Raw genomic sequence first — 22,085 nt, 5'->3', positions numbered from 1 at the left:
GCTTAAAGCGCCTTTTTACTCTCTAATTACTGATAATTTTCATACATTTTATCAAGCGGCTCTGACAGGCCATTTTCTTGCACAACGCGTACATGTTGTCGACCGAGTTCACGGGCACTAAATACTCCGCATGAGTGGGCAATTAAACCCGCTCCATAATGAATATACTTATTATAGTTGGCGACACGCTGGGCTTTATCATTCACATCCAAGCCACGCTGTAGCCGCTCATTATGCGTAGTAATACCTGTTGGGCAAGTATCTTTATTGCATTGCAGCGCCTGAATACAACCCAACGCAAACATATGACCACGTGCTGAAACCACAAAGTCTGCGCCTAGCGCTAACGCCCAAGCAACTTTTGACGGCACAATCAGTTTACCTGACGCAATAACCTTAATCCGCTCTCGTAAGCCATGCTTTTCCAGCATATTGACAACTAACGGTAAGCTTTCTTTCAGCGGTAACCCTACAGAATCCATAAGTGGCTGTGGTGCAGCGCCAGTGCCGCCATCAGCACTATCAATAGTAATAAAGTCAGGTGCCGATTCAATGCCGCGATGATTAATCTCGGCAAATAGCGTTTCCAGCCATGCATAAGCACCAATCACCGCTTTAAACCCTGTCGGTTTACCTGTAGTTTCTCGCACGCTAGTAATCATATCCAATAAGTCGGCAGGGTTTTTAACTTCAGGGTGACCATTTGGGCTTATTGAATCGTGACCTTCTGGGATACCACGAATAGCGGCAATTTCAGCGGTTACCTTTTTCCCTGGTAGCATACCGCCTTTACCTGGTTTCGCTCCTTGGCTCATTTTAATTTCAAACATTTTTACTTGTTCATGGGCAGCTATTTGTTTGAGCTTGTCATGGCTTAACTTACCTTGCTCATCACGTACACCATATTTAGCGGTGCCTATTTGAAACACGATATCAGCACCGCCTTCAAGGTGATAAGGACTTAACCCTCCTTCACCGGTGTTCATCCAGCAACCAGCCAGCTTTGCACCTTTTGACAATGCACGCACTGCCGGTTTTGATAAAGCACCAAAACTCATACCCGACACATTAAACAGCGATTTAGTAATATAAGGATTTGGGCAATAAGGACCTAAGGTAACTGCACTGGGTTCGAGCGCCTCTTCATCTAAGGTAGGAAACGCACAATTCATAAACATTACTGTGCCGGTAACCTCCAGGCTTTGAGTGGAGCCAAACGCGGTAGTACGATCAACATTTTTAGCTGCTTTATAAACCCAACTACGATCAGCGCGGTTAAATGGCATTTCCTCACGGTCCATTGCAAAGAAATACTGACGGAAAAACTCGCCTTGGCGTTCAAAAAAATAACGAAATCGACCAATTACCGGGTAATTACGCCTAATTGCTTGTTTTGATTGAGTAACATCACTAATGTAAAAATAGATCACCACTAAAACTAAACAGCCCAGCACCACAATAAATAAACTGGCAAACACATCAATACTAAAAACAATAAAATTACTCACGCAACACCCCTTGCTGATTATTTTCTCATCTTACTAATACTGAAACGCATAGCCTAAGCTAGCTAGCAAAATTTATTAATAAGGATTCTATTACAGTAGAGAGCATATAAGCAGATTAAATTTCAAGCAAAATGTTTTAATGGATCACTGCAATTATTACAGTGATCCAGATATGATTAGGCTAGCTGTTTATTTAGCCAGCTCAGTTTGAATATATTGATGGATTTGCTCTTCTAATACCGACATTGGCACAGAGCCATGGCGAAGTATCTGATGGTGAAACTCACGCACATCAAAATCTTGGCCCAGTGCTTGTTCAGTCTCTTGACGTAAACGCTTAATTGTCAATTCACCAATTTTGTACGATAAAGCTTGTGCAGGCCATGAAATATAACGATCGGTTTCTGTTTTTACGTTATGTAATGAAAGCGCGGTATTTTCGCTCATAAACTTCATGGCACGATCACGGCTCCAACCATACATATGCATTCCAGTATCAACCACTAAACGAGCAGCACGCCACATTTCATACGTTAAACGACCAAAGTTACTATATGGGTCTTGATAAAAGCCCGCTTCAATGCCTAAATATTCAGCATATAGTCCCCAGCCTTCACCGAACGCAGATAAATAAGCATCTTGACGGTAGCTTGGCAAATTTTCTAACTCCGCATTAAGCGAAATTTGTAAATGGTGGCCAGGCACAGCTTCATGAAATGTCAGCGCTTCTAGTACATATAAAGGTCGCTTATCCAGTGCATAAGTGTTTACCCAGTAGAAGCCAGCTTGATCGTCACGGCTTGAACCTGAGTAACGCCCAGTAGTGTACTTAGGCGCTATGCTCGCCGGAACTGGCGCAACACCATACGGCATACGTGGTAAGGTATGGAACAGCTTAGGTAATTGCGCATCCATTTTTTTAGCGATATACGATGCTTCTTTTAAAAGCTCTTCAGGTGTTTTGGCATAAAATTGAGGATCCGTACGTAAAAAATGCACAAATTCGGCAAATGTGCCTTCAAAACCCACCTGCTTAATCACTTCATCCATCTCAGCCCGAATACGTGCCACTTCTTTTAACCCTAGTTCATGGATTTCTTTCGGGGTCATATCTGTGGTGGTGTAATATTTTGCACGATTAGCATAAAACGCTTCACCGTTAGGTGTCGACGAAATACCAATATCAGTACGCGCACCAGGTTGATACTCGTCATTAAAAAACGTTAAATAGCCTTGGTAAGCTGGGATCACTTGCTCTTTAATGATTTTTTTCGCTTGTTGTTGCAAAGCAAAAAACTCACTTTCAGCAAGGCCTGCGGTATTATTTAAAAATGGTTTATAAAACTCAGATTTAGTGACGTCATCGACAATATAGGCACTGATCGAATCTTGATAACCAACGAGTACCGCTTGCGGTTGTGTTAACCCCACCTCTAAACCTTTGCGCATCCAGCCAATATTTTGCTGGAAAAATCGTGGAACTTGTTGCAAACGCTCAAGATAAAGCTGGTAATCAGCCTGCTTCTTGTAATCTGAACGTGATACCATAAACGATAAGCTGGAATGAAAACCATACTCTGAAGTCAACGGCATGTAATGACTATTAAATACATACTCATCAACACTATTTTGCACTTGGCCACGAATAATAGTGAGATTAATACGATTTTCTTCACTGAGTTTATCTTTATCAATCGCATCTAACTGTGCTAACAACTCAGTATTATGCTGGTATTTTTTTTCCAGAAATTCTGCTGATAAATTAGTGAGCAAATAACCATCAACACCTTCGGGATTGCTATAAGGGCTAATGCTTTTACGGTAATCAACAATTGATTGCGCAACTTGCGTAAATTGTTGATTATCATCAATTGCAGTCATTTGACAAGCTGTTAATGTGCATGCCAAAGCGATACTTAATAGTGAATGTCGCACAACGAATGATGCTGATTTTTTCATAATTTGAGATCTGCTACATAAAACGTGGCGTTTAACCTAACCTAGGCAACTAAAATAACCAAAAAAATGCGACCAAGGGCGATAAATGCGAGGTTAAATTAACCGCGACTATTGTCTAGTAGTTAATCAGCGCGCCATAGGCTTAAGCAGATTGCTGAGAAAACCAGCGATTGAGCGAGAAAAATAGAATTTTCGCCCCCAAATTACATCTTTTTACTTTTAAATATTCCCGATACAGATTAATGTAAGGTTATGTCAAACGCTAGGATTGCGTAAATATCTCATGGAGAGAGTTCTTTAATTTCACTGTTACGTATATTTAATTGGTGTATACAATGATGTTCCATGATTCCATGGCTATTGCTCAAGAAAAAATGACCAAGGTATGTATCTTTTTAGAACATCACGTATTACCACCGACTCCACTTAATTATCACGTTGTTTATACCTACGTTAGCCAAGCGAATACTCATTTAAACACCACCATTGATCGCGCAATTGCCCAAGGCCAAGCAATTGATTGTGTCTATATCGAGCAATTATATTTCGATTACATGGATCACGCTCACAAAGCTGAAACAAACATGGTTCGTAATGTCGACGGTATTATTAATTCATTATCACGTAGCGCGCATTCAACCGAAAAAGATATTATCCGCTTTGCAAGCCAAGTTAGTGATTGCGTACATTCGCTAGATGAGAACAATGTTTCTCAAAGCCGCCAAGCGCTTGAAACGTTAAACAAACAAACCGCTCATTTACTCACTCAACACAAACAATTTAAGCAAGAGCTGATCAAAGCAAAACGATTACAAGAAAAAACCCAACAGCAACTTGTGCAGTTACGCAAACAACATATTACTGATCAACAAACAGGCCTATTTAAACGTCATTATTTAAATCAACAAACTCAGTTATGGCTAGACCAAAATAAATCGGTGTGCGCCATTGCTATCCAAATCGATAACTTAGATCATTTTATTGATAATTATGGCGATGTAATTGGTGAAGTCATTTTGAGTAAAGTCGCTAAACAAATTCAAAAATATGTATTTGAAAGCGGCCTTCCGGGGCGTACTAGTAAAGATGCCTTTACCATCTTGTTGGCTGATATTGACCCTGAAACAGCCAATGTTATTGCTGAGAAAGTCCGCAATGGTGTCGAAAAACTACGCTTTGTCAGCTCTAAAAATGGTATCAAGCTGCCAGCAATCAACCTGTCATTAGGTATTGCCAAACATCAAGATGAAAAAGATTTTAATAATCTTGCTCGCAAAGCTTCCAATGCTGCACATAAAGCGAGATCACTTGGTCAAAGTAGTTTTATTGCTGGTCAATAGTCTTTAATCAGTTTGATCCACAAGCAATTTAACTAGATTCAAATTGCACCCCACAGGCACAATCAAGTACACTAGTCTTTATTACCACGATAGAGATTAATCATGAACGAGAATCCAGAAAAGACTACGCATTTTGGTTACAAAACCGTTGCCGAAACAGAAAAAGCCTCCATGGTTGCCGATGTGTTTCATTCTGTTGCGACTAAATATGATGTAATGAATGATCTCATGTCGTTTGGTATTCATCGCTTATGGAAACGCCAAACTATCGCCAGCTCAGGTGTTCGTAAAGGTCATCATGTGCTGGATTTAGCCGGTGGCACAGGAGACTTAACCGCTAAGTTTAGCCAGCTAGTGGGTGATACAGGGCAAGTTGTCTTAGGAGATATCAACTCATCAATGCTTAAGGTAGGCCGTGAAAAGCTGCATAACTTAGGTCTTGTTAGCAATATCGACTACGTGCAAATGAATGCCGAAGCACTGCCTTTCCCTGACAATAGCTTTGACTTAATTACTATTGCTTTTGGCTTACGTAATGTTACCGACCAAAACAAAGCGCTGCGCTCAATGTACCGTATTTTGAAGCCTGGTGGCCGTTTACTGGTACTCGAGTTTTCTAAACCAGAGCATGAAGTACTCAGTAAAGCCTATGATTTTTACTCATTCAACCTGCTACCAAAAATGGGTGAACTCGTTGCAAATGATGGTGAATCATACAAATATTTAGCTGAATCGATTCGTATGCATCCTGATCAAGAAACACTAAAAGCAATGATGAACGACGCAGGGTTTGAGCAAACAACATATCAAAACCTAACTGGCGGAATTGTTGCATTGCATCGCGGCTTTAAATATTAACAGTCGCCAAGCTCATCACATTGATTGCTAAGGTATTGGTATGTTAAATAACTTTATAGTCGCTATCGTAGAGCGTATTTTAAATACGGCACTTAAGCTCGACCCAACCCTTAGCAATAGACTTGCCGCCATTGCTCAACAGCGCTTATTAATTGATATACGCGATTGGCAGCAGCAGTTTTTAGTTGTATTTACTGGTCAGCAACTGCATATCTATAACACCACTGAACAGCAATTTGATTGCATGATCAGTGCTGATATACAGACTTTAATGGCCCTTAAAAACCCAGCCATGCTCACTCAATTAATTCGCCAAGACAAGCTTGATTTGCAAGGTGACCTCAATATCGCGCAAGGTTTTAGCAATGCCTTTGCAATGCTTGATATCGACTGGCCTGAGCACTTATCAGGCTATCTGGGTGATGCCGCAGCTCAACAGTTATGGCTGCTGTTGCAACAAGCTCAGCAACACGGAAAAAAAACCAGCATGCAACTGGCAACGACAGTAACAACTTTATGCCAAGACGAACTTAAGGTGACCATTCACCCTTTAGAGCTGGAACAATTTAAGCAACACACACGTCAACTGAAAAGTCATACTGTGCAACTTGAGTTGCGAATTAACCAATTACTTCAAGCTAAATAAATCAGTAAGGATTATTTGTGTCAGCTGCTCGGCTTTATAACATCACTAAAACCCTGCTTAACTATGGTTTAGATGAATTAATACCATCACAAAAAATACCTTGGTACGGCAAAGTAAGTCGCGCTTGTTTGTTTTGGTTGAAAAACAAACACCCCGAAAAACCTGCGGGTTTAAGGCTGCGCTTAGCACTACAGCAATTAGGGCCTGTGTGGATCAAATTTGGCCAAATGCTATCGACTCGACGTGACTTGTTACCTCTGGATATCGCTTTAGAACTGGCTTTATTGCAAGATCAAGTACAGCCATTTGATGGCGTGTTAGCACAAAAGTTAATTGAAACTGCCCTTGAAATAGAGAATATCAGCGAATATTTTAGTGACTTTGATCAAACACCGTTGGCATCCGCATCCATAGCACAAGTACATACTGCAACCTTAATTGATGAACAAAACCAGCCACAAAATGTGGTGATCAAAGTTATTCGCCCAGATATCAAAAATCAAATTGATGCTGATTTAGCGCTCATGGAACAGTTTGCCAAAGTAGTCGCCAAATTAATCAATGAAGCGAAAAGGTTACGCCCTGTAGAAGTTGTTAAAGAGTATAAAAAAACCTTACTTGATGAATTAGACTTACTGCGTGAAGGCGCTAATGCAATTCAATTAAAGCGCAATTTTGAGGGGTCTGAGTCCCTTTATATTCCGTATGTTTATAGTGACTACAGCCGAGTAAATGTATTGGTTATGGAACGTATCTATGGCATTCCGGTGTCTGATACAGATGCACTCATTGCACAAAACACCAATATGAAATTACTCGCTGAGCGAGGCGTGGAGGTGTTTTTTACCCAAGTATTTCGGGATAGCTTTTTTCATGCTGACATGCATCCGGGTAATGTGTTTGTCTCTTACGATACACCTGAAAACCCAAAATTCATTGGTATAGACTGCGGTATCGTTGGCACTTTAAATAAAGAAGATAAACGCTATTTAGCAGAAAATTTTATTGCATTCTTTAACCGTGATTATCGTCAAGTGGCACAATTACACGTTGATTCAGGATGGGTACCAAAAGATACCAGTGTTGAAGAATTTGAGTTTGCCATTCGTACTGTCTGCGAACCAATCTTTAATAAACCGCTTGCCGAGATTTCATTTGGTCACGTACTAGTTAACCTATTTAATACCGCTCGTCGCTTTAATATGCAAGTTCAACCGCAATTGGTTCTACTGCAAAAAACCTTGTTGTATGTTGAAGGTTTAGGTCGACAGCTATATCCACAGCTAGACTTGTGGAAAACAGCCAAACCCTTTTTAGAGGAGTGGGTAAAACAACAAGTAGGTCCTTGGTCGGTGCTTAAGCAAGTCTATGCAAACTTGCCATTTTGGGCTGAAAAAATGCCCGAGCTACCTGATTTAATTTATCAGAATCTAAAACAACAACAGCAACACAATCAACCAGCATTGCCACAATCATCGCATAAGCCATTGTTACTTGGTGTATTTGCAGGCGCAGCAATGATAGTTTCGGGGTTATGTTATTTACAACATGATTTTATCGCTACCGTGGTTGCTGCAAGCTGTTCACTAATTGGCTTTGTTTTAGCGTGGCGAAACGCATAAACTAAGTGCTATTTAAACTCTGCTGAGTATAATCAGCGTAAACATACAATGAAATTTGGAGTAAACCATGGGTTTTGGCGGTATTAGTATTTGGCAATTATTAATTGTACTAGCAATCATTGTGTTACTTTTTGGCACAAAAAAATTACGTGGCATTGGCGGTGACTTAGGTAATGCAGTAAAAGGTTTCAAAAAAGCAGTGTCTGATGACGAGCAAAGCAAGCCTGCAGAACCCATTGAGCAAGCAAATAACCCTATACAAAATAAAGAATCTGCTGATAAAAGCAAAGAAGACCATAAGGTTTAATTAGCATGGGTATGTGGGAACTGGTTGTGGTGTTAATCGTCGGCTTAGTGGTGCTCGGCCCTGAGCGGTTGCCCGTTGCTGTTCGCACGGTAAGCCGCTGGATAAAGACGATAAAATCTTTAGCAAATTCAGTTAAGGCCGAGGTCAACGAAGAGTTAAGAGTGCATGAGTTGCATCAAAATTTAAAAAAAGCTGAACAGCAAGGCATGCAAGATCTCAACCCTGCCATAAAAGACTCGGTTGACGAGTTGCAAAAAGCGGCTGAGTCCGTCACACACAGTTATAAAAAAGCCTCTTCGGATCTAACCAAAAAAGCGAATATTGATGAACAAAAATGAAATTATTTTTGTTAGCTGTGGTCTATATATCGGTAACGAGTTAAATTATGACTGAACAAGTAAAATCCGGCTTTGTAAGTCATTTAATCGAACTGCGAAACAGGCTAATGAAAGCCTTATTAGCTATTTTGCTATTTTTTATAGCATTGGTTTATTTCGCAAACGATATATACAGTTTTGTTGCCGCACCCTTAATTGCGCACTTACCAAGCACCGCAACTATGATAGCCACAGATGTAACGGCACCATTTTTTGCACCATTTAAGTTAACCTTATTTGTCGCTTTGTTTGCAGCGTTTCCGGTGATATTACATCAAATATGGGGCTTTATAGCACCAGGGCTATACCAGCATGAAAAGCGCATGCTAATGCCTATTTTGGCATCAAGCATTGTACTTTTTTATAGCGGGATCGCATTTTGTTACTTTGTAGTGCTACCAATTATTCTTGGGTTTTTTACCAGTGTCGGCCCAGAAATGATGACCCTAGCACCGGATATTAGTAGTTACTTAAGTTTCGCGTTAAAGTTATTTTTTGCCTTTGGTGTGGCCTTTGAAATCCCTGTAGCTATTATGCTGTTGTGCTTCAGCGGTGCGACGACAACACAGAGTTTAAAAGAAAAACGCCCCTATATTGTGGTAGGTGTTTTTGTGGTGGCGATGTTTTTAACACCGCCCGATGTACTTTCACAGTCATTATTAGCATTGCCCATGCTACTGTTATTTGAATTGGGGTTAATTTTAGCGTCTTTTTATAGCGCTAAGCCTCAGCAAAATGAGTCAGAGGAATAAATGAAAAAACAACTACTGCCAATACTTGCTTTGCTAAGTATTCCAACGGTTCATGCCAACGATGTAAACCTTCAAGCTTTACAGGCTTGTACATTTGTAGAAAATGATTTTAACCGCCTACTTTGTTACGACAACACTATGGCAGGTAAATCATTAAGTAAGCCAACCACCTCGAAAACGTTAACACCTGCTACAAATAGCGCTGCGCCTGCGGTTGCCGCAACTACAGGCACTGCTGTCGCGAGTGAGCAGATAGTTAAAACGAAGAACGAAAACTTTGGCCTTGAACATAAAGAAGCAGCTAAAGATAACGACGATGAAATTTCTGCCATCGTAACCAGCGTTGAAGAAGCACCGTATGGCGAGTTAATTATTAACTTAGATAATGGTCAGCAATGGCGCCAAATTGGTTCTGACAGCTTACGCCTTACTGCCAACGACACAATTGTGATCGAGCGAGGTTTGTTCAACTCCTTTTTATTGAAGAAAGAAGGTCTGAATCGTTCGATCCGCGTTAAGCGCACTAATTAATGACCACACTCCTTATTGATGCTGGCGTAAACCTCACCAATCATCAATTTGACGATCAACATTTGGCTATCATTACTCGTGCAAAAGCACACAATGTTAGTCAAATGCTGTTAATTGGCTGCGATATTGATTCTAGCCAACACGCCTTAGAGCTAGCAAAGCAATATCAACTGCTCGCAACTGCTGGCATTCATCCACATGATGCCAAATCAGCAGATGAACAATTAGAAATACAATTACGCGCATTGGCAGCCGCCCCACAAGTAGTCGCTATTGGCGAGTGCGGATTGGATTATAATCGCGATTTTTCTCCTCGCGAGATTCAACGCTCCGTATTACACCGACAATTAGCGTTGGCAGTAGCACTAAACCTTCCGGTATATTTACATGAACGTGATGCCAGCGAAGATATGCTTGCAATCTTGCAACAATACTCTATCCGTGGTGTATTACATTGCTTCACCGGTGACCAACATGCACTTGAGCAATATTTAGCGCTAGGTTTATATATTGGTATTACCGGTTGGGTTTGCGATGAGCGCCGTGGTAAGCAGTTACAACAACTTATACCAAGTATTCCACTTGAACGGTTATTGATAGAAACGGACGCGCCGTTTTTAATTCCACGTTCGATAACACCAAGACCAAAATCTCATCGTAATGAGCCAAGCTATTTGCCACATATCTGCGAAACGATTGCCACCTTAAAAGGGTTAGAATTTACAACCGTTGCAGAGCAAACTACACTTAACTTCCAACAGTTATTCAACCATAAGGGCTGATAATGAAGCGTGTTTGGTTGCTGCTATGTAGCTTGCTATTGATTTCATTTTCATCTCATGCCACGAATATCGTCTTAGATAAAAACTTTAAACGCTTGCAAGATATTCCTTTTGAGTACTCATTGCAGCCCCTAACACTCAACCAAGCTAAGTTAGCACCCAATCCACAATGGCAACAACTCGCAGATCAAGCGCTCAATTTAGGGGTAACAGACCAAGCTGTATGGCTTCGTCTACAAGTTAGTAATACTGAAAACTCACCTCTAGCGCTACTGCTCTCAATCGACAACCCATTATTAGATAAGGTTGCGGTCTATCATTATGACGGGCAAAGTACCTTATTATTTAAAGAGATTGGTGATGCTTTACCACTGAATAATCGGCAAATTAAAACAGAGTCTCTTTTAGTTAAGCTGGTGCTGCCACCAAACAGTGACTCAAAATTATTACTACGTGTTGAAAGTAAAAATGGCGTTAGAGTCCCTTTAAGTCTTTGGCAACACGATGAATATTTAAAGTATAAAAGTAAATTTAATCTAATGTACGGCTTGCTCGTCGGGTTTATTCTCTCGTTAGCAATCACATGTTTGGTGTTGTTTGGTTTTTCACGCAAACACTACTTTGCACTTAGCGGTGGCATTTTAATTACTTTGTGGTTACTGCTCATTTATTTATATGGGTTTGGCTATCGCTACTTTCACCCTTCGGTCCCCGCCTTGCAGCAAGTTGCAATCCCTACAATGTTAATGCTTACAGCATACTTGTTTAAGCCGTTACTTGAGCAACTACGTAAAAATATTAATGTTTATCTACACCCTGTGCATAATTGGTGTAATAGGTTGCTTGGCATCAGCCTGTTATTCATTTGGTTGCTGCCGCCAAATGCTATGATTATTATCAGCTTAGCAGCTCCGACAGTGGTAATGTTTATGCATATCACTGCAATCACCTTAGATATAAGAACCAAACGAACACAACCATTAATAGCTTTGTTAACAGCGGCAATCGTGTATTTCTCCGCTTTACTTTACTTAATCAGCGTGGTTTTTAATGTTTATGATTTTAATACCCGTGGTTTACCATTTGTATTCTTTAGCTTTTTAATCTGTTCGCTTAGTCTAAGTTTTGCCACTATTAAACATTACTTAATCGAGCGTGACGCACAAGTCGCCGCCCAACAAAGTAAAATTGCACAAAGCGAAGCTCATGATGCCTTACTCCAAGAGCGTTTAGCATTACAAGAACAAGCCAGATTAGATCTCGAAGCAAATATTGAAGAGCGTACGTTTGAGCTACAAGTTACGCTGCGCGAATTAGAAGAAAAAAACCGCGCTCTCGAACAAATCAATATGGAAGATCCATTAACCAAAATCAAAAATCGTCGCTACTTTGATAAGAAACTTGTCATGGATTTGCGCCGCTCTCGTCGCGAACAAACTCCATTGAGTGTCATAATGCTCGATATCGATCACTTTAAAAGCATTAATGATACTTATGGCCACCTAATTGGCGACCAAACTATTCGTGCTGTCGCAGACATTATAAAAAACCGCCTAAAACGACCTCTCGACGAAGTGGTCCGTTATGGGGGAGAAGAGTTTGTCGTTTTACTCCCCAACACGGTTCTCAGTGGTGCTATTGAGTTAGCAGAGCAAATACGCCAAGCAATCATGGATACGGCTATTACTGTTGCAAATACTGAAATCAAATTTACTATAAGTGCTGGTGTATATAGCGCCATCGCTGAAGACATTAATAACCCTGGATTATTCACCGGCTGCGCTGATCAAGCACTTTATCATGCCAAACAAAGTGGTCGTAATCGTGTAGTTAGCTTTCCAATTTTAGACTAGGAGCAAATAATGGCCCAATCAGGTCTCGACCTTTTCCCTTACACTCGCATGCGCCGCATGCGCCGCAGTGATTTCTCTCGCCGCTTAATGGCTGAAAACCAACTCACTGTAAATGACTTAATTTATCCAGTATTTGTACTTGAAGGCAACAACCGTCGTGAGGCGATTGAGTCAATGCCGGGTATAGAGCGTTTATCTATCGACCAACTCCTTATTGAAGCAAAAGAGCTAGTCGCATTAGGTGTGCCAGCTATCGCTATATTTCCGGTTACTCCTGCTGACAAAAAATCATTATTAGCCGAAGAAGCCTACAATGATGATGCACTTGCACAACGTACTGTACGCGCTTTAAAAGCAGCATACCCTGAACTTGGTGTGATCACTGACGTCGCACTTGATCCATTTACGGTACATGGTCAGGATGGCATTATTGATGAAGACGGCTATGTGATTAACGATGTCACTACTGAAATTTTAGTAAAACAAGCGCTATCTCATGCTGAGGCTGGTGCAGATGTTGTTGCTCCTTCGGATATGATGGATGGTCGTATTGGCGCTATTCGTGAAGCGTTAGAAGCAAATGGGCATATTCATACACGTATAATGGCTTACTCAGCTAAATACGCTTCAAGTTATTATGGACCATTTCGTGATGCAGTCGGCTCAGCTGGCAACTTAAAAGGCGCTGACAAAAAAACCTACCAAATGGATCCTGCAAATTCTGATGAAGCAATTCGTGAAGTTGCACTCGATTTGCAAGAAGGCGCTGACATGGTAATGGTTAAGCCCGGCATGCCTTATTTAGATGTAGTACGTCGTGTCAAAGATGAGTTTGGCGTACCAACTTTCGCTTATCAGGTTAGCGGTGAATACGCTATGCATAAAGCGGCTATTGATAACGGCTGGTTAGCCGAAGAAGCGACTATAATGGAATCTTTATTGGCATTTAAACGTGCTGGTGCAGATGGCATTTTAACGTATTTTGCCAAGCAAGCTGCGCAATGGCTAAATAAATAACAGCTCATAGCGCTAATTTTAAAAGAGCGTTAATACGCTCTTTTTATTTTCATTTTATTAACAATTATTATTTTATTTGTCATAAATTACCCTTAAACTGTTTGTCCCATTCGGGACATAATACACGGGAAAAATAATAATGTTAAATACAAAAATAACGCCATTGGCGCTTGTTATTGCAAGCCTCAGTGCACCAGCTTCAGCTAACTTAATCATCTCAGAATATGTTGAAGGCGGCGGTTACAATAAAGCAATTGAAATTTATAATACTACATCCACAGCTGTATCTCTTGACGGTTATACCCTCAATTTATATTCAAACGGCAGTGAAGCCCCTTCCACAAGTGAAGAATTATCCGGTTCTATTGCCGCAAATAGTGCTTATGTCATCGTCACGTCAGATGATCGAGCTGTAGAAGAGCTAAAAGCCAAGGCCAATATATTCAGTGGTACTGTTAACTTTAATGGTGATGATGCTTTTACACTTACGCTCGGTGATACCATTGTTGATAGCTTTGGCCAAATAGGCGTGCGCCCTGATAATGGTCAATGGTCAGCGGGTGGTGTTGTCACTAAAGATAGAAGCTTGCGTCGTAAATCAGATATCACGTCTGGACGTACCGATGCCGCCTCGACATTTGATCCAAGTGAGCAATGGCTACAATTTGATAAAGATGACTTTTCGGGCTTAGGTTTCCATGGGGAAAATAATCAACCAGATCCAGAGCCTGAACCTGAGCCAGTTACACCACTTGAATGTGGTGCAGCTAAAACCCTTATCAACGCAATTCAAGGTGAAGGCGGTGATAGCCCTCTATTGAACACAGAAATTGAGCTTGAAGGTATTGTAACTGCTGATTTCCAAGGCGCAGAGCAATTAAATGGTTTCTTCATTACATCACTGGAAGCTGATATTGATACTAATCCTTTAACGTCTGAAGGGGTATTTGTTTACTTTGCTGATAGTGAGGTCAATGTCGGTGATCATGTACGTATCAAAGGAAGTGTTGCTGAGTACTACAACGCCACACAAATTGGTAACGTTAGCCAAATAGAAGTATGTGCTACGGGTCTGACAACCACTGCAACTAAAATATCACTGCCTGTTTCTGAGGTAGCGGATTTAGAAGCCTATGAAGGCATGCTAGTGACCTTAGAACAACCCCTTGTTGTTACCAATAACTATGGCTTAGGGCGTTATGGTGAAGTTGATCTAGCAACAGAGCGTTTATATCAAGGCACACAAATAGCCCTACCTGGGGATGCAGCAAATGCAGTAGAAGTTGAAAATGAGAAAAAACAAATTTTACTTGATGATGGCTCAACAAAGCAAAACCTTGATCCAGTTTCATACCCTGGTACAGGCTTGGACGCATACAACACACTGCGCTTAGGTGATACTGTAAATACCGTTACAGGTGTTCTAGGGTACAGCTTTGATCGCTATCGCATTCACCCAACAATCCAGCCCGCTTTTATTGCAACAAATCCGCGCACAGATGCCCCAGCTCTGCATGCTGATGCCGATCTACGTATTGCAAGCTTTAACGTTCTTAACTACTTTAACGGTGATGGCCAAGGTGCAGGTTTCCCAACCAGTCGTGGCGCAGACAGTGAAGCTGAGTTTATTCGCCAGCAAGCAAAAATTGTTAGTGCTATTGCTGCTTTAGAAGCAGATGTTATCGGTTTAATGGAAATCGAAAATGATGGTTTTGGCGCAAATAGCGCTATTGCGAGCTTAGTGAATGCGTTAAACGATGAAGATAGCACTAATGAATATGCATTCGTTAATTTCAACGTTGATAAAGTAGGTACTGATGAAATAACAACAGCCCTTATTTATCGCGCGAATAAAGTAGCCCAAGTCGGCACTGCTGCAATTACAACGGAATATCCATTTGACTACAGCAATCGCCCACCAATCGCGCAAAGCTTCAAATCACTTGAGTCTGAAGAGGTGTTTACTGTTGCTGTTGCACATTTGAAATCAAAAGGATGCGGTAGTGCAGATGGCAATAACGCCGATTTAGGCGATGGTCAAGCATGCTGGAATGAAATTCGCGTAACTGGTGCCAATGCCTTTGCGGATTGGCTAAACACCGCACCTACAGGTATCGATGATGAAGATATCATTTTAGTCGGCGATATGAATGCATACGCAATGGAAGATCCAATCCGCGCGTTTGCTGATAAAGGGTTTAAGAATGTTGTTGCAGAATTAGACGGCAATACCTTTAGCTATTCATATAGCTTCTCAGGCCGCCTGGGTAGCCTAGATCATGCTGTAGCTAGCCCAAGCTTGCTAACTAAAGTAGTGGCTGCAACAGACTGGCATATCAATGCAGATGAGCCAATCAGCTTAGACTATAATGTTGAGTTTAAATCAGATTCACAACAAGCAAGTTTATATGCTAGTGATGCCTACAGAGCATCGGATCATGATCCTGTGATTGTAGATATTAAATCTGCTATTGCTGAACAGCCAACACCAGAGCCACAAGCGCCGGTATTATCACCAGAGCAAAGCTTCAGCGTGTTAGAAAACAGCGCTATTGGTACAGTTATAGGTCAGCTGGAGTTCACTGACGCCGATGCGCAGTACACACCGGTTGTTGAATTTATAGTTCAGGGTCACAATGGCGTAACGATTAATCAGCAAGGCCAGTTAATCGTTGCTGGCGACTTAGACTTCGAATTTGAAAAGAAAATCACGTTAATGGTACAAGCTAAAGACAGTGCGGGTAACTTATCAGATGCGCAACTTGTCTATATTAATATCAACAATGATGAATCAGATGACGAAGATGATGACTCCGGCTCACTATTTTGGCTAACATTATTAGCACTGCCGCTAACGTTGTTACGCCGTAAAAAAGTGTAATATGAACTAAGCTCTGATTGTAATAGGTTTACTCTTAAGAGTTCAGGTTAATAAAAAGGCCGCTATTTAGCGGCCTCTTTTTATGCATTACAGGGTGTTTGCTGTAGTTTATCGCAACTACTTTTATTTTTCTTATACCAACACTTAATCGACTGCTGAGTTTGCGTATCAAACTGCCAATTATAAAAGCGAACGACCTTGTTATTTTCTAACGTTACGACAAGCACAGTTAATAATTTGAATGAATGAAAATGTATATCAACTATTTCATCTGCGTTGATATATTTCTTACCAAATCCTTGAGAGTAATAAATTCCCGCTTTATAACAGTGCAAAAATCGTAAATTGATTATATTTAGAATTGAAATCATAAATATAATCGGCGTAATTACTAAAGCTAAAACAGTTTGATTTACAGTAAAGATAAGTGTTAATGAAAAAGTGACCAGCGCCACAATTAAAATTATCACTAACTGTAACAACCAATTTGGGCTCAATTTAATTGCGTTCATATAAACGTCCTAAAAAGTACCTGTTTATGTCTCTTTCTTCGAGAGACTTCCATTTCCCTTATATAACCATAAAGATGGCCATAAGTTATTATCTTACCCGCTTTAGTTGATCGTATTCAAGTATTTGCACTACTTTTTCCCTAGGTACAAACGATTAGTTTCAATATTCTGAATAATACTCCATTCAGATAATACTTATTAACTGGTCAGATTATAGAAAGAAGGAATAAATGATTAGTTATATTTGAGTAGCATTTACAGCGCTTAAACGAGAAATTACCTAAGCGATAACAACAGCAAAAAGTCATAACATCAAAAAAGTGTACCCGTTTATTTATGAGTGCTTTGTTTTGATTATAGAAACAAAAAACCCGCAACAAGTGCGGGTTTTTTCAAAGATTTAAAAGGCTAATTACTTAGCAGCTTTCTTCTCTTTTTCTGCAGCGATTACAGTTTCAGCTACGTTTTGTGGACATGGTGCATAGTGTGAGAACTCCATAGAGAACTGACCACGACCTGATGTCATTGTACGTAATGAACCGATGTAACCGAACATTTCTGATAACGGAACGTCAGCTTTAATACGAACGCCTGTTAAACCAGCTTCTTGGTCTTTCATCATACCACGACGACGGTTAAGGTCACCGATTACGTCACCAACGTGATCTTCTGGCGTGAACACGTCAACTTTCATGATTGGCTCAAGAAGTTGTGCGCCCGCTTTAGGGATCGATTGACGGAAAGCGCCTTTAGCAGCGATTTCGAATGCGATTGCTGATGAATCCACGGCGTGGAAGCCACCGTCGAAAAGTTCAACTTCAACGTCAAGCACAGGGAAGCCAGCTAGCACACCTTCGCTCATCATTGACTTGAAGCCTTTCTCAACTGCAGGCCAGAATTCTTTAGGTACGTTACCACCAACAACTGTTGATTTAAACGTGAAGCCTGAAGCAACTTCGCCTGGCTTGATGCGGTAGTCGATTTTACCGAACTGACCAGAACCACCAGATTGTTTCTTATGCGTGTAGCTATCTTCGATTTCACGAGTGATAGTTTCGCGGTAAGCAACCTGTGGTTGACCAACGATAAGGTCTACACCGTAAGTACGCTTAAGGATATCTACTTTGATATCTAAGTGAAGCTCACCCATACCTTTAAGGATAGTTTCGCCTGAATCTTCATCAGTCTCAACTTGGAAAGATGGATCTTCTGCAACCATTTTACCGATAGCAACACCCATTTTCTCATTACCGCCTTTATCTTTAGGCTGTACAGCAATCGAGATTACTGGCGTTGGGAATACCATTGGCTCAAGTGTTACTGGGTGCTTAGGATCACAAAGAGTGTGACCAGTTTGCACGTTTTTCATACCTACGATTGCAATGATGTCACCAGCTTGTGCGCTAGTTAATTCGTTACGGTCGTCTGCTTGCATCTCAACCATACGGCCAACACGCTCAGTTTTACCAGTAAACGCGTTAAGGATAGTGTCACCCTTGTTAAGTTTACCAGAGTAGATACGTACGAAAGTTAATGCACCGAAACGGTCATCCATGATCTTAAACGCTAACGCTTTGAATGGTTCGTCAGCAGATACGATTGCGAATTCACCGTTTTCATTACCTTCTTCGTCCATAAGAGGTTGAGGATCAACTTCTGTAGGCGCTGGTAAGTAATCAACAACAGCATCAAGTACTAACTGCATACCTTTGTTCTTGAACGCAGAACCACAGTATGTAGGGAAGAAAGCAAGGTCACGAGTACCTTTACGGATACAACGCTTGATATCTTCTAAAGAAGGTACTTCACCTTCCATGTACGCTTCCATTAGATCATCGTCTTGCTCTACAGCAGTTTCGATTAGCATTTCATGGTATTCATCAACTTTGTCTACCATGTCTGCAGGAACGTCTTCAACTGTGTAGTTCTCTGGAAGACCAGTTTCGTCCCAGATGTATGCTTTTTTAGTTAAAACGTCAACAACACCACAGAACTCATCTTCGATACCAATTGGTAACGTCATGATTAATGGGTTTGCGCCAAGTACTTTACGTACTTGCTCTGTTACACGGTAAAAATCAGCACCCATACGGTCTAATTTGTTTACGAAAATAACACGTGCAACTTCTGATTCGTTAGCATAACGCCAGTTAGTTTCTGATTGTGGTTCAACACCACCAGAACCACAGAATACACCGATGCCGCCATCAAGTACTTTAAGTGAACGGTATACTTCAACAGTGAAGTCAACGTGTCCAGGAGTATCGATAACGTTAAAACGGTGATCTTTCCAGAAACAGCTTACAGCCGCAGACTGGATAGTAATACCGCGCTCAGCTTCTTGTTCCATGAAGTCAGTTGTTGATTCACCATCATGAACCTCACCTGTTTTATGGATTTGACCAGTAAGCTTTAGGATACGCTCAGTAGTCGTGGTCTTACCCGCATCAACGTGCGCGAAAATACCAATGTTTCTGTACTTCGATAAATCTGCCATTATTTTACTCTTAATAAAGTCGAAAAATTATTCGGCGGGAGTATAGCATTACTTAATGCGAACATCACCATAGAAGTCGCTTAAAATGCAATCAATTCTAGAAAATATTTTTACTGCTGTTCTCTATATCTTAATTTCACATAACTTAGAACAACAAAAAAACCAGGGATCACACTATAAATCAGATAGATAAACTGTTATCCCATTTTATAACAACGCTCAGGTCGACCTATGCTGCCATAGCTTTGGTCGGCACTGACTTGCTCAGCCTCTAGTAAATACTCGAGATAGCGCCGTGCCGTAGAGCGGCTAACGCCAACTAAATCGCCCATTTGTTGTGCTGTAAAAGGTGTTTTTTTATGCTCTTTAAAGGCATCAATGATTTTCCTCAAGGTGAGTTGATCCACCCCTTTAGGCAACCTGACGGGGGCCTTTGTTTGTTCATTTGAGCCGAATAAGGTGTCAACCATTGATTGCGTCACTTCGTTGGCATCCGACAAGCACTGTTGGCGTGATTCAAATCGTGCTAATGCTTGATCAAGACGATTAAGCATTAATGGCTTTACCAAAAAATCACAAGCACCCAACTGCATGGCTTTTTCAAGCGTTTCGACTTCCTTGGCTGCGGTCAATAGCATGACATCGCTTTTAATCGCACGTGCCCTTAATTCACTTAATAAATCGAGCCCATTACCGTCTGGCAAGTGAATATCCAATAAGATTAGATCAGGCTCTATCGCCTGCAATAACCCGTTAGCCGTACTGAGATTAGCGGCAATTCCAACAACCTGATACTGACCTTGACGCAAGCTTTGTCGCGCAGTTTGATTCCCTGCAACCCCATTAGGTAGCAACAAGTATTGCGCAAGCAGCTGTGCAACCTCTAGTTCATCTTCGATGATAACTACTGAATATGTCATTTTTTATTACTCATTTTTAGCATTGCTGCGCTATCGCATTTACTTTTGTTATAATTTGCTTCGTCGCAGCTTATCACCCTAAATAACTTGCTGTTACTTAGGAATATAGACGCTCAGTCGAGCGCCTTTTAAATCTGACTCACCAATTTCTAAACTGCCACCACAGGAGTCCAAATTAGTTTTTACTAAATATAACCCAATACCATGTTCTGCACCGCTTTTAGAACTATATTGCGGGGTAAAAATTACCTCGTGATCACTGCCCAAACCGAAGCCACTGTCTTCTACATCAAACAATAAAGTTTGACTGGTTTCATCCACGGTTACTCGTACATAAGGCGTGCGTTCTTCACTGGCTCTGATCGCTGCATCAATGGCATTATCAATTAAATTCCCTAATATTGACACTACCCGTTCTAACATTTCGGTCCGCTCTATCGCACCGAGTAAGCTATCTGGATTTAGCTCAAGCACTACATTTAACTCACGTGCTTTATGATATTTACCGACTAATAAACCGGCTAGAACAGGATCTTGAATGCGCTCTAGCAAGTGGTGGATCTGCGCTTGTGAACCTTGACTTTCTTGACCAATTAATTCGATTGCTTGCTCATTTTTACCCATCTGAATAAGCGCACCAATTAAGTTTAGCTTGTTCGAATAATCATGTGTTTGCACTCTTAAAAGCTCTGCAAAGGCTTGTACTTTAGTAAGTTGTTGGCTTAAGTATTCAAGCTCATCTGCAGGACGCAGGGTCAGTAAAATACCATCGGCCTGTCCTTGCACTTGCAATGAAAAACGCGAAAGCACTAAGCGCTTATCCGCTGCAAATAGTTCAAAGCCAACCATTTTTCGGCGTTGGTTACGCAGTAAAAATTCAGCATGCTCTGGTAGTAAATCTTTAAGCGTGAGTGATTTATTGCTACAGGCCGCTGGTTTATCTAAAATTTCACAGGCTCGCTGAGTTAGCTTTCGCACGCGACCATCAGGATCAAGCGCTATCACGCCGCTGCGCATAGTATTTAAAATGGCATCTTGCTCTGAAAACAACCGTGCAATTTCATCAGGTTGCAAACCAAAAATGGCATTGCGTACTCGCTGTCCGATAAAAATAGCGGCAATAATACTCAACGCCACTAACAGCAAACCCCAGATCATAATTTCGACAATGCGCGCTCTGATCAACGGCTCAACCGACTGCACTAAAAAGCCAACCGATACTAAACCTATAATGTTTTGCTGTTCATCATAAACTGGCACTTTACCGCGAATAGATTCACCTAAGCTGCCTTGTGCCACTGAGATATAACGCTCACCTCTTAACGCCGCTTGGCTATCGCCGCCAACCATCCGCTTACCCAGTTTATTACTATCAGGGTGGGCAATCCGATGGGCATTTTTATCGCCAATAACAATAAAATCTGCGTCAGTAAGCTGACGCAGATTTTCTATTTCTTGGTTAATTGCCACCAAGTTACTGGGATTTTTTAACGCCTTCACAACCTCATCGCTTGATGCAATACTAGTCGCTACAGCAAGTGCCTTATCACCGATGTGATTATGTAAACTTTGTGCAGTAATTTGATACACCAAGCCGCCAAACAACACCGCTTGCAATACACATAGTCCTGTTACCCAAATTATGAGTCGCGTTTCTAAACGCTTGGGTCTTTTAACCATGCTTTGTAACGGGTTTTGCTTCTTGGTGTTGCTCATGATTACC

General features: G+C 41.1%; 18 protein-coding genes. 12 read left to right on the top strand and 6 right to left on the bottom strand.

Annotation, left to right across the window (positions count from 1 at the left end; genetic code table 11):
* Positions 1–26: 26 nt before the first annotated feature.
* Complete coding sequence (locus CWB85_RS18840) at positions 27–1,508, bottom strand: FMN-binding glutamate synthase family protein (RefSeq protein WP_016709940.1); 1,482 nt, start codon at positions 1,506–1,508, stop codon at positions 27–29.
* 189 nt (positions 1,509–1,697) lie between these two features.
* Positions 1,698–3,467 carry a DUF885 domain-containing protein gene (locus CWB85_RS18835; protein ID WP_016709939.1) on the bottom strand — a complete coding sequence of 590 codons (1,770 nt, stop codon included), beginning with the start codon at positions 3,465–3,467 and terminating at the stop codon, positions 1,698–1,700.
* Positions 3,468–3,820: 353 nt separating this feature from the next.
* Between CWB85_RS18835 and CWB85_RS18830 the strand changes: the two genes are divergently transcribed.
* From CWB85_RS18830 to CWB85_RS18775, 12 genes are all read left to right on the top strand, one after another.
* Complete coding sequence (locus tag CWB85_RS18830; protein ID WP_016709938.1) at positions 3,821–4,807, top strand: GGDEF domain-containing protein; 987 nt, start codon at positions 3,821–3,823, stop codon at positions 4,805–4,807.
* A gap of 102 nt (positions 4,808–4,909) precedes the next feature.
* On the top strand, positions 4,910–5,665 hold the full coding sequence (gene ubiE, locus CWB85_RS18825; RefSeq protein ID WP_016709937.1) for a bifunctional demethylmenaquinone methyltransferase/2-methoxy-6-polyprenyl-1,4-benzoquinol methylase UbiE: 756 nt from the start codon (positions 4,910–4,912) through the stop codon (positions 5,663–5,665).
* A gap of 40 nt (positions 5,666–5,705) precedes the next feature.
* Positions 5,706–6,311, top strand: coding sequence for a ubiquinone biosynthesis accessory factor UbiJ (locus tag CWB85_RS18820; protein ID WP_138555701.1), 606 nt, complete (start codon positions 5,706–5,708; stop codon positions 6,309–6,311).
* A gap of 17 nt (positions 6,312–6,328) precedes the next feature.
* Positions 6,329–7,933 (top strand): ubiquinone biosynthesis regulatory protein kinase UbiB, encoded by a 1,605-nt coding sequence (gene ubiB, locus CWB85_RS18815; protein WP_138555700.1) that lies wholly within the window; start codon positions 6,329–6,331, stop codon positions 7,931–7,933.
* Positions 7,934–8,000: 67 nt separating this feature from the next.
* Complete coding sequence (tatA, locus tag CWB85_RS18810) at positions 8,001–8,240, top strand: Sec-independent protein translocase subunit TatA (protein ID WP_016709934.1); 240 nt, start codon at positions 8,001–8,003, stop codon at positions 8,238–8,240.
* 5 nt (positions 8,241–8,245) lie between these two features.
* The gene (gene tatB / locus CWB85_RS18805; protein WP_016709933.1) at positions 8,246–8,578 is read left to right on the top strand and encodes a Sec-independent protein translocase protein TatB; all 333 of its coding nucleotides are present in this window, start codon (positions 8,246–8,248) and stop codon (positions 8,576–8,578) included.
* A gap of 47 nt (positions 8,579–8,625) precedes the next feature.
* Positions 8,626–9,369, top strand: a complete 744-nt coding sequence (gene tatC / locus CWB85_RS18800; protein ID WP_016709932.1) for a twin-arginine translocase subunit TatC — start codon at positions 8,626–8,628, stop codon at positions 9,367–9,369.
* On the top strand, positions 9,370–9,900 hold the full coding sequence (locus tag CWB85_RS18795; protein ID WP_016709931.1) for a hypothetical protein: 531 nt from the start codon (positions 9,370–9,372) through the stop codon (positions 9,898–9,900).
* A complete protein-coding gene (locus CWB85_RS18790) occupies positions 9,900–10,682 on the top strand; it encodes a TatD family hydrolase (protein WP_138555699.1) in 783 nt (260 codons plus the stop codon). Before CWB85_RS18795 ends, CWB85_RS18790 begins: the two co-directional genes overlap by 1 nt.
* A 2-nt stretch (positions 10,683–10,684) precedes the next feature.
* On the top strand, positions 10,685–12,535 hold the full coding sequence (locus CWB85_RS18785; protein ID WP_138555698.1) for a sensor domain-containing diguanylate cyclase: 1,851 nt from the start codon (positions 10,685–10,687) through the stop codon (positions 12,533–12,535).
* A 9-nt stretch (positions 12,536–12,544) separates the two neighbouring features.
* On the top strand, positions 12,545–13,552 hold the full coding sequence (hemB, locus tag CWB85_RS18780) for a porphobilinogen synthase (protein WP_016709928.1): 1,008 nt from the start codon (positions 12,545–12,547) through the stop codon (positions 13,550–13,552).
* 139 nt (positions 13,553–13,691) lie between these two features.
* Positions 13,692–16,433 (top strand): ExeM/NucH family extracellular endonuclease, encoded by a 2,742-nt coding sequence (locus CWB85_RS18775; protein WP_138555697.1) that lies wholly within the window; start codon positions 13,692–13,694, stop codon positions 16,431–16,433.
* An 80-nt stretch (positions 16,434–16,513) separates the two neighbouring features.
* Here CWB85_RS18775 and CWB85_RS18770 read toward each other — a convergent pair whose 3' ends face one another.
* The 4 genes from CWB85_RS18770 to CWB85_RS18755 form a co-directional block, all read right to left on the bottom strand.
* Positions 16,514–16,945, bottom strand: a complete 432-nt coding sequence (locus CWB85_RS18770) for a hypothetical protein (protein ID WP_138555696.1) — start codon at positions 16,943–16,945, stop codon at positions 16,514–16,516.
* A 412-nt stretch (positions 16,946–17,357) separates the two neighbouring features.
* Positions 17,358–19,442 (bottom strand): elongation factor G, encoded by a 2,085-nt coding sequence (gene fusA, locus CWB85_RS18765; protein ID WP_016709925.1) that lies wholly within the window; start codon positions 19,440–19,442, stop codon positions 17,358–17,360.
* Between the two features lie 197 nt (positions 19,443–19,639).
* Complete coding sequence (locus CWB85_RS18760) at positions 19,640–20,362, bottom strand: response regulator (protein ID WP_016709924.1); 723 nt, start codon at positions 20,360–20,362, stop codon at positions 19,640–19,642.
* Between the two features lie 93 nt (positions 20,363–20,455).
* Positions 20,456–22,078: an ATP-binding protein gene (locus CWB85_RS18755; protein WP_016709923.1), complete on the bottom strand. Its 1,623-nt coding sequence runs from the start codon at positions 22,076–22,078 to the stop codon at positions 20,456–20,458.
* Positions 22,079–22,085 lie beyond the last annotated feature (7 nt).

Origin of the sequence: Pseudoalteromonas sp. S1727 (genome assembly GCF_005886375.1) — a bacterium.
GTDB lineage: Bacteria > Pseudomonadota > Gammaproteobacteria > Enterobacterales > Alteromonadaceae > Pseudoalteromonas > Pseudoalteromonas haloplanktis.
Note: the sequence above shows the minus strand (reverse complement) of the source record. Positions and strands in the feature narration are given on the sequence as shown.

Excerpts from the sequence above, each read along its gene's own strand:
- CWB85_RS18835 (WP_016709939.1), bottom strand. The coding sequence starts at position 3,467 with ATGAAAAAATCAGCATCATTCGTTGTGCGACATTCACTATTAAGTATC.
- CWB85_RS18830 (WP_016709938.1), top strand. The coding sequence starts at position 3,821 with ATGGCTATTGCTCAAGAAAAAATGACCAAGGTATGTATCTTTTTAGAA.
- ubiE (WP_016709937.1), top strand. The coding sequence starts at position 4,910 with ATGAACGAGAATCCAGAAAAGACTACGCATTTTGGTTACAAAACCGTT.
- CWB85_RS18820 (WP_138555701.1), top strand. The coding sequence starts at position 5,706 with ATGTTAAATAACTTTATAGTCGCTATCGTAGAGCGTATTTTAAATACG.
- tatA (WP_016709934.1), top strand. The coding sequence starts at position 8,001 with ATGGGTTTTGGCGGTATTAGTATTTGGCAATTATTAATTGTACTAGCA.
- tatB (WP_016709933.1), top strand. The coding sequence starts at position 8,246 with ATGGGTATGTGGGAACTGGTTGTGGTGTTAATCGTCGGCTTAGTGGTG.
- tatC (WP_016709932.1), top strand. The coding sequence starts at position 8,626 with ATGACTGAACAAGTAAAATCCGGCTTTGTAAGTCATTTAATCGAACTG.
- CWB85_RS18795 (WP_016709931.1), top strand. The coding sequence starts at position 9,370 with ATGAAAAAACAACTACTGCCAATACTTGCTTTGCTAAGTATTCCAACG.
- CWB85_RS18790 (WP_138555699.1), top strand. The coding sequence starts at position 9,900 with ATGACCACACTCCTTATTGATGCTGGCGTAAACCTCACCAATCATCAA.
- CWB85_RS18785 (WP_138555698.1), top strand. The coding sequence starts at position 10,685 with ATGAAGCGTGTTTGGTTGCTGCTATGTAGCTTGCTATTGATTTCATTT.
- hemB (WP_016709928.1), top strand. The coding sequence starts at position 12,545 with ATGGCCCAATCAGGTCTCGACCTTTTCCCTTACACTCGCATGCGCCGC.
- CWB85_RS18775 (WP_138555697.1), top strand. The coding sequence starts at position 13,692 with ATGTTAAATACAAAAATAACGCCATTGGCGCTTGTTATTGCAAGCCTC.
- CWB85_RS18770 (WP_138555696.1), bottom strand. The coding sequence starts at position 16,945 with ATGAACGCAATTAAATTGAGCCCAAATTGGTTGTTACAGTTAGTGATA.
- fusA (WP_016709925.1), bottom strand. The coding sequence starts at position 19,442 with ATGGCAGATTTATCGAAGTACAGAAACATTGGTATTTTCGCGCACGTT.
- CWB85_RS18760 (WP_016709924.1), bottom strand. The coding sequence starts at position 20,362 with ATGACATATTCAGTAGTTATCATCGAAGATGAACTAGAGGTTGCACAG.
- CWB85_RS18755 (WP_016709923.1), bottom strand. The coding sequence starts at position 22,078 with ATGAGCAACACCAAGAAGCAAAACCCGTTACAAAGCATGGTTAAAAGA.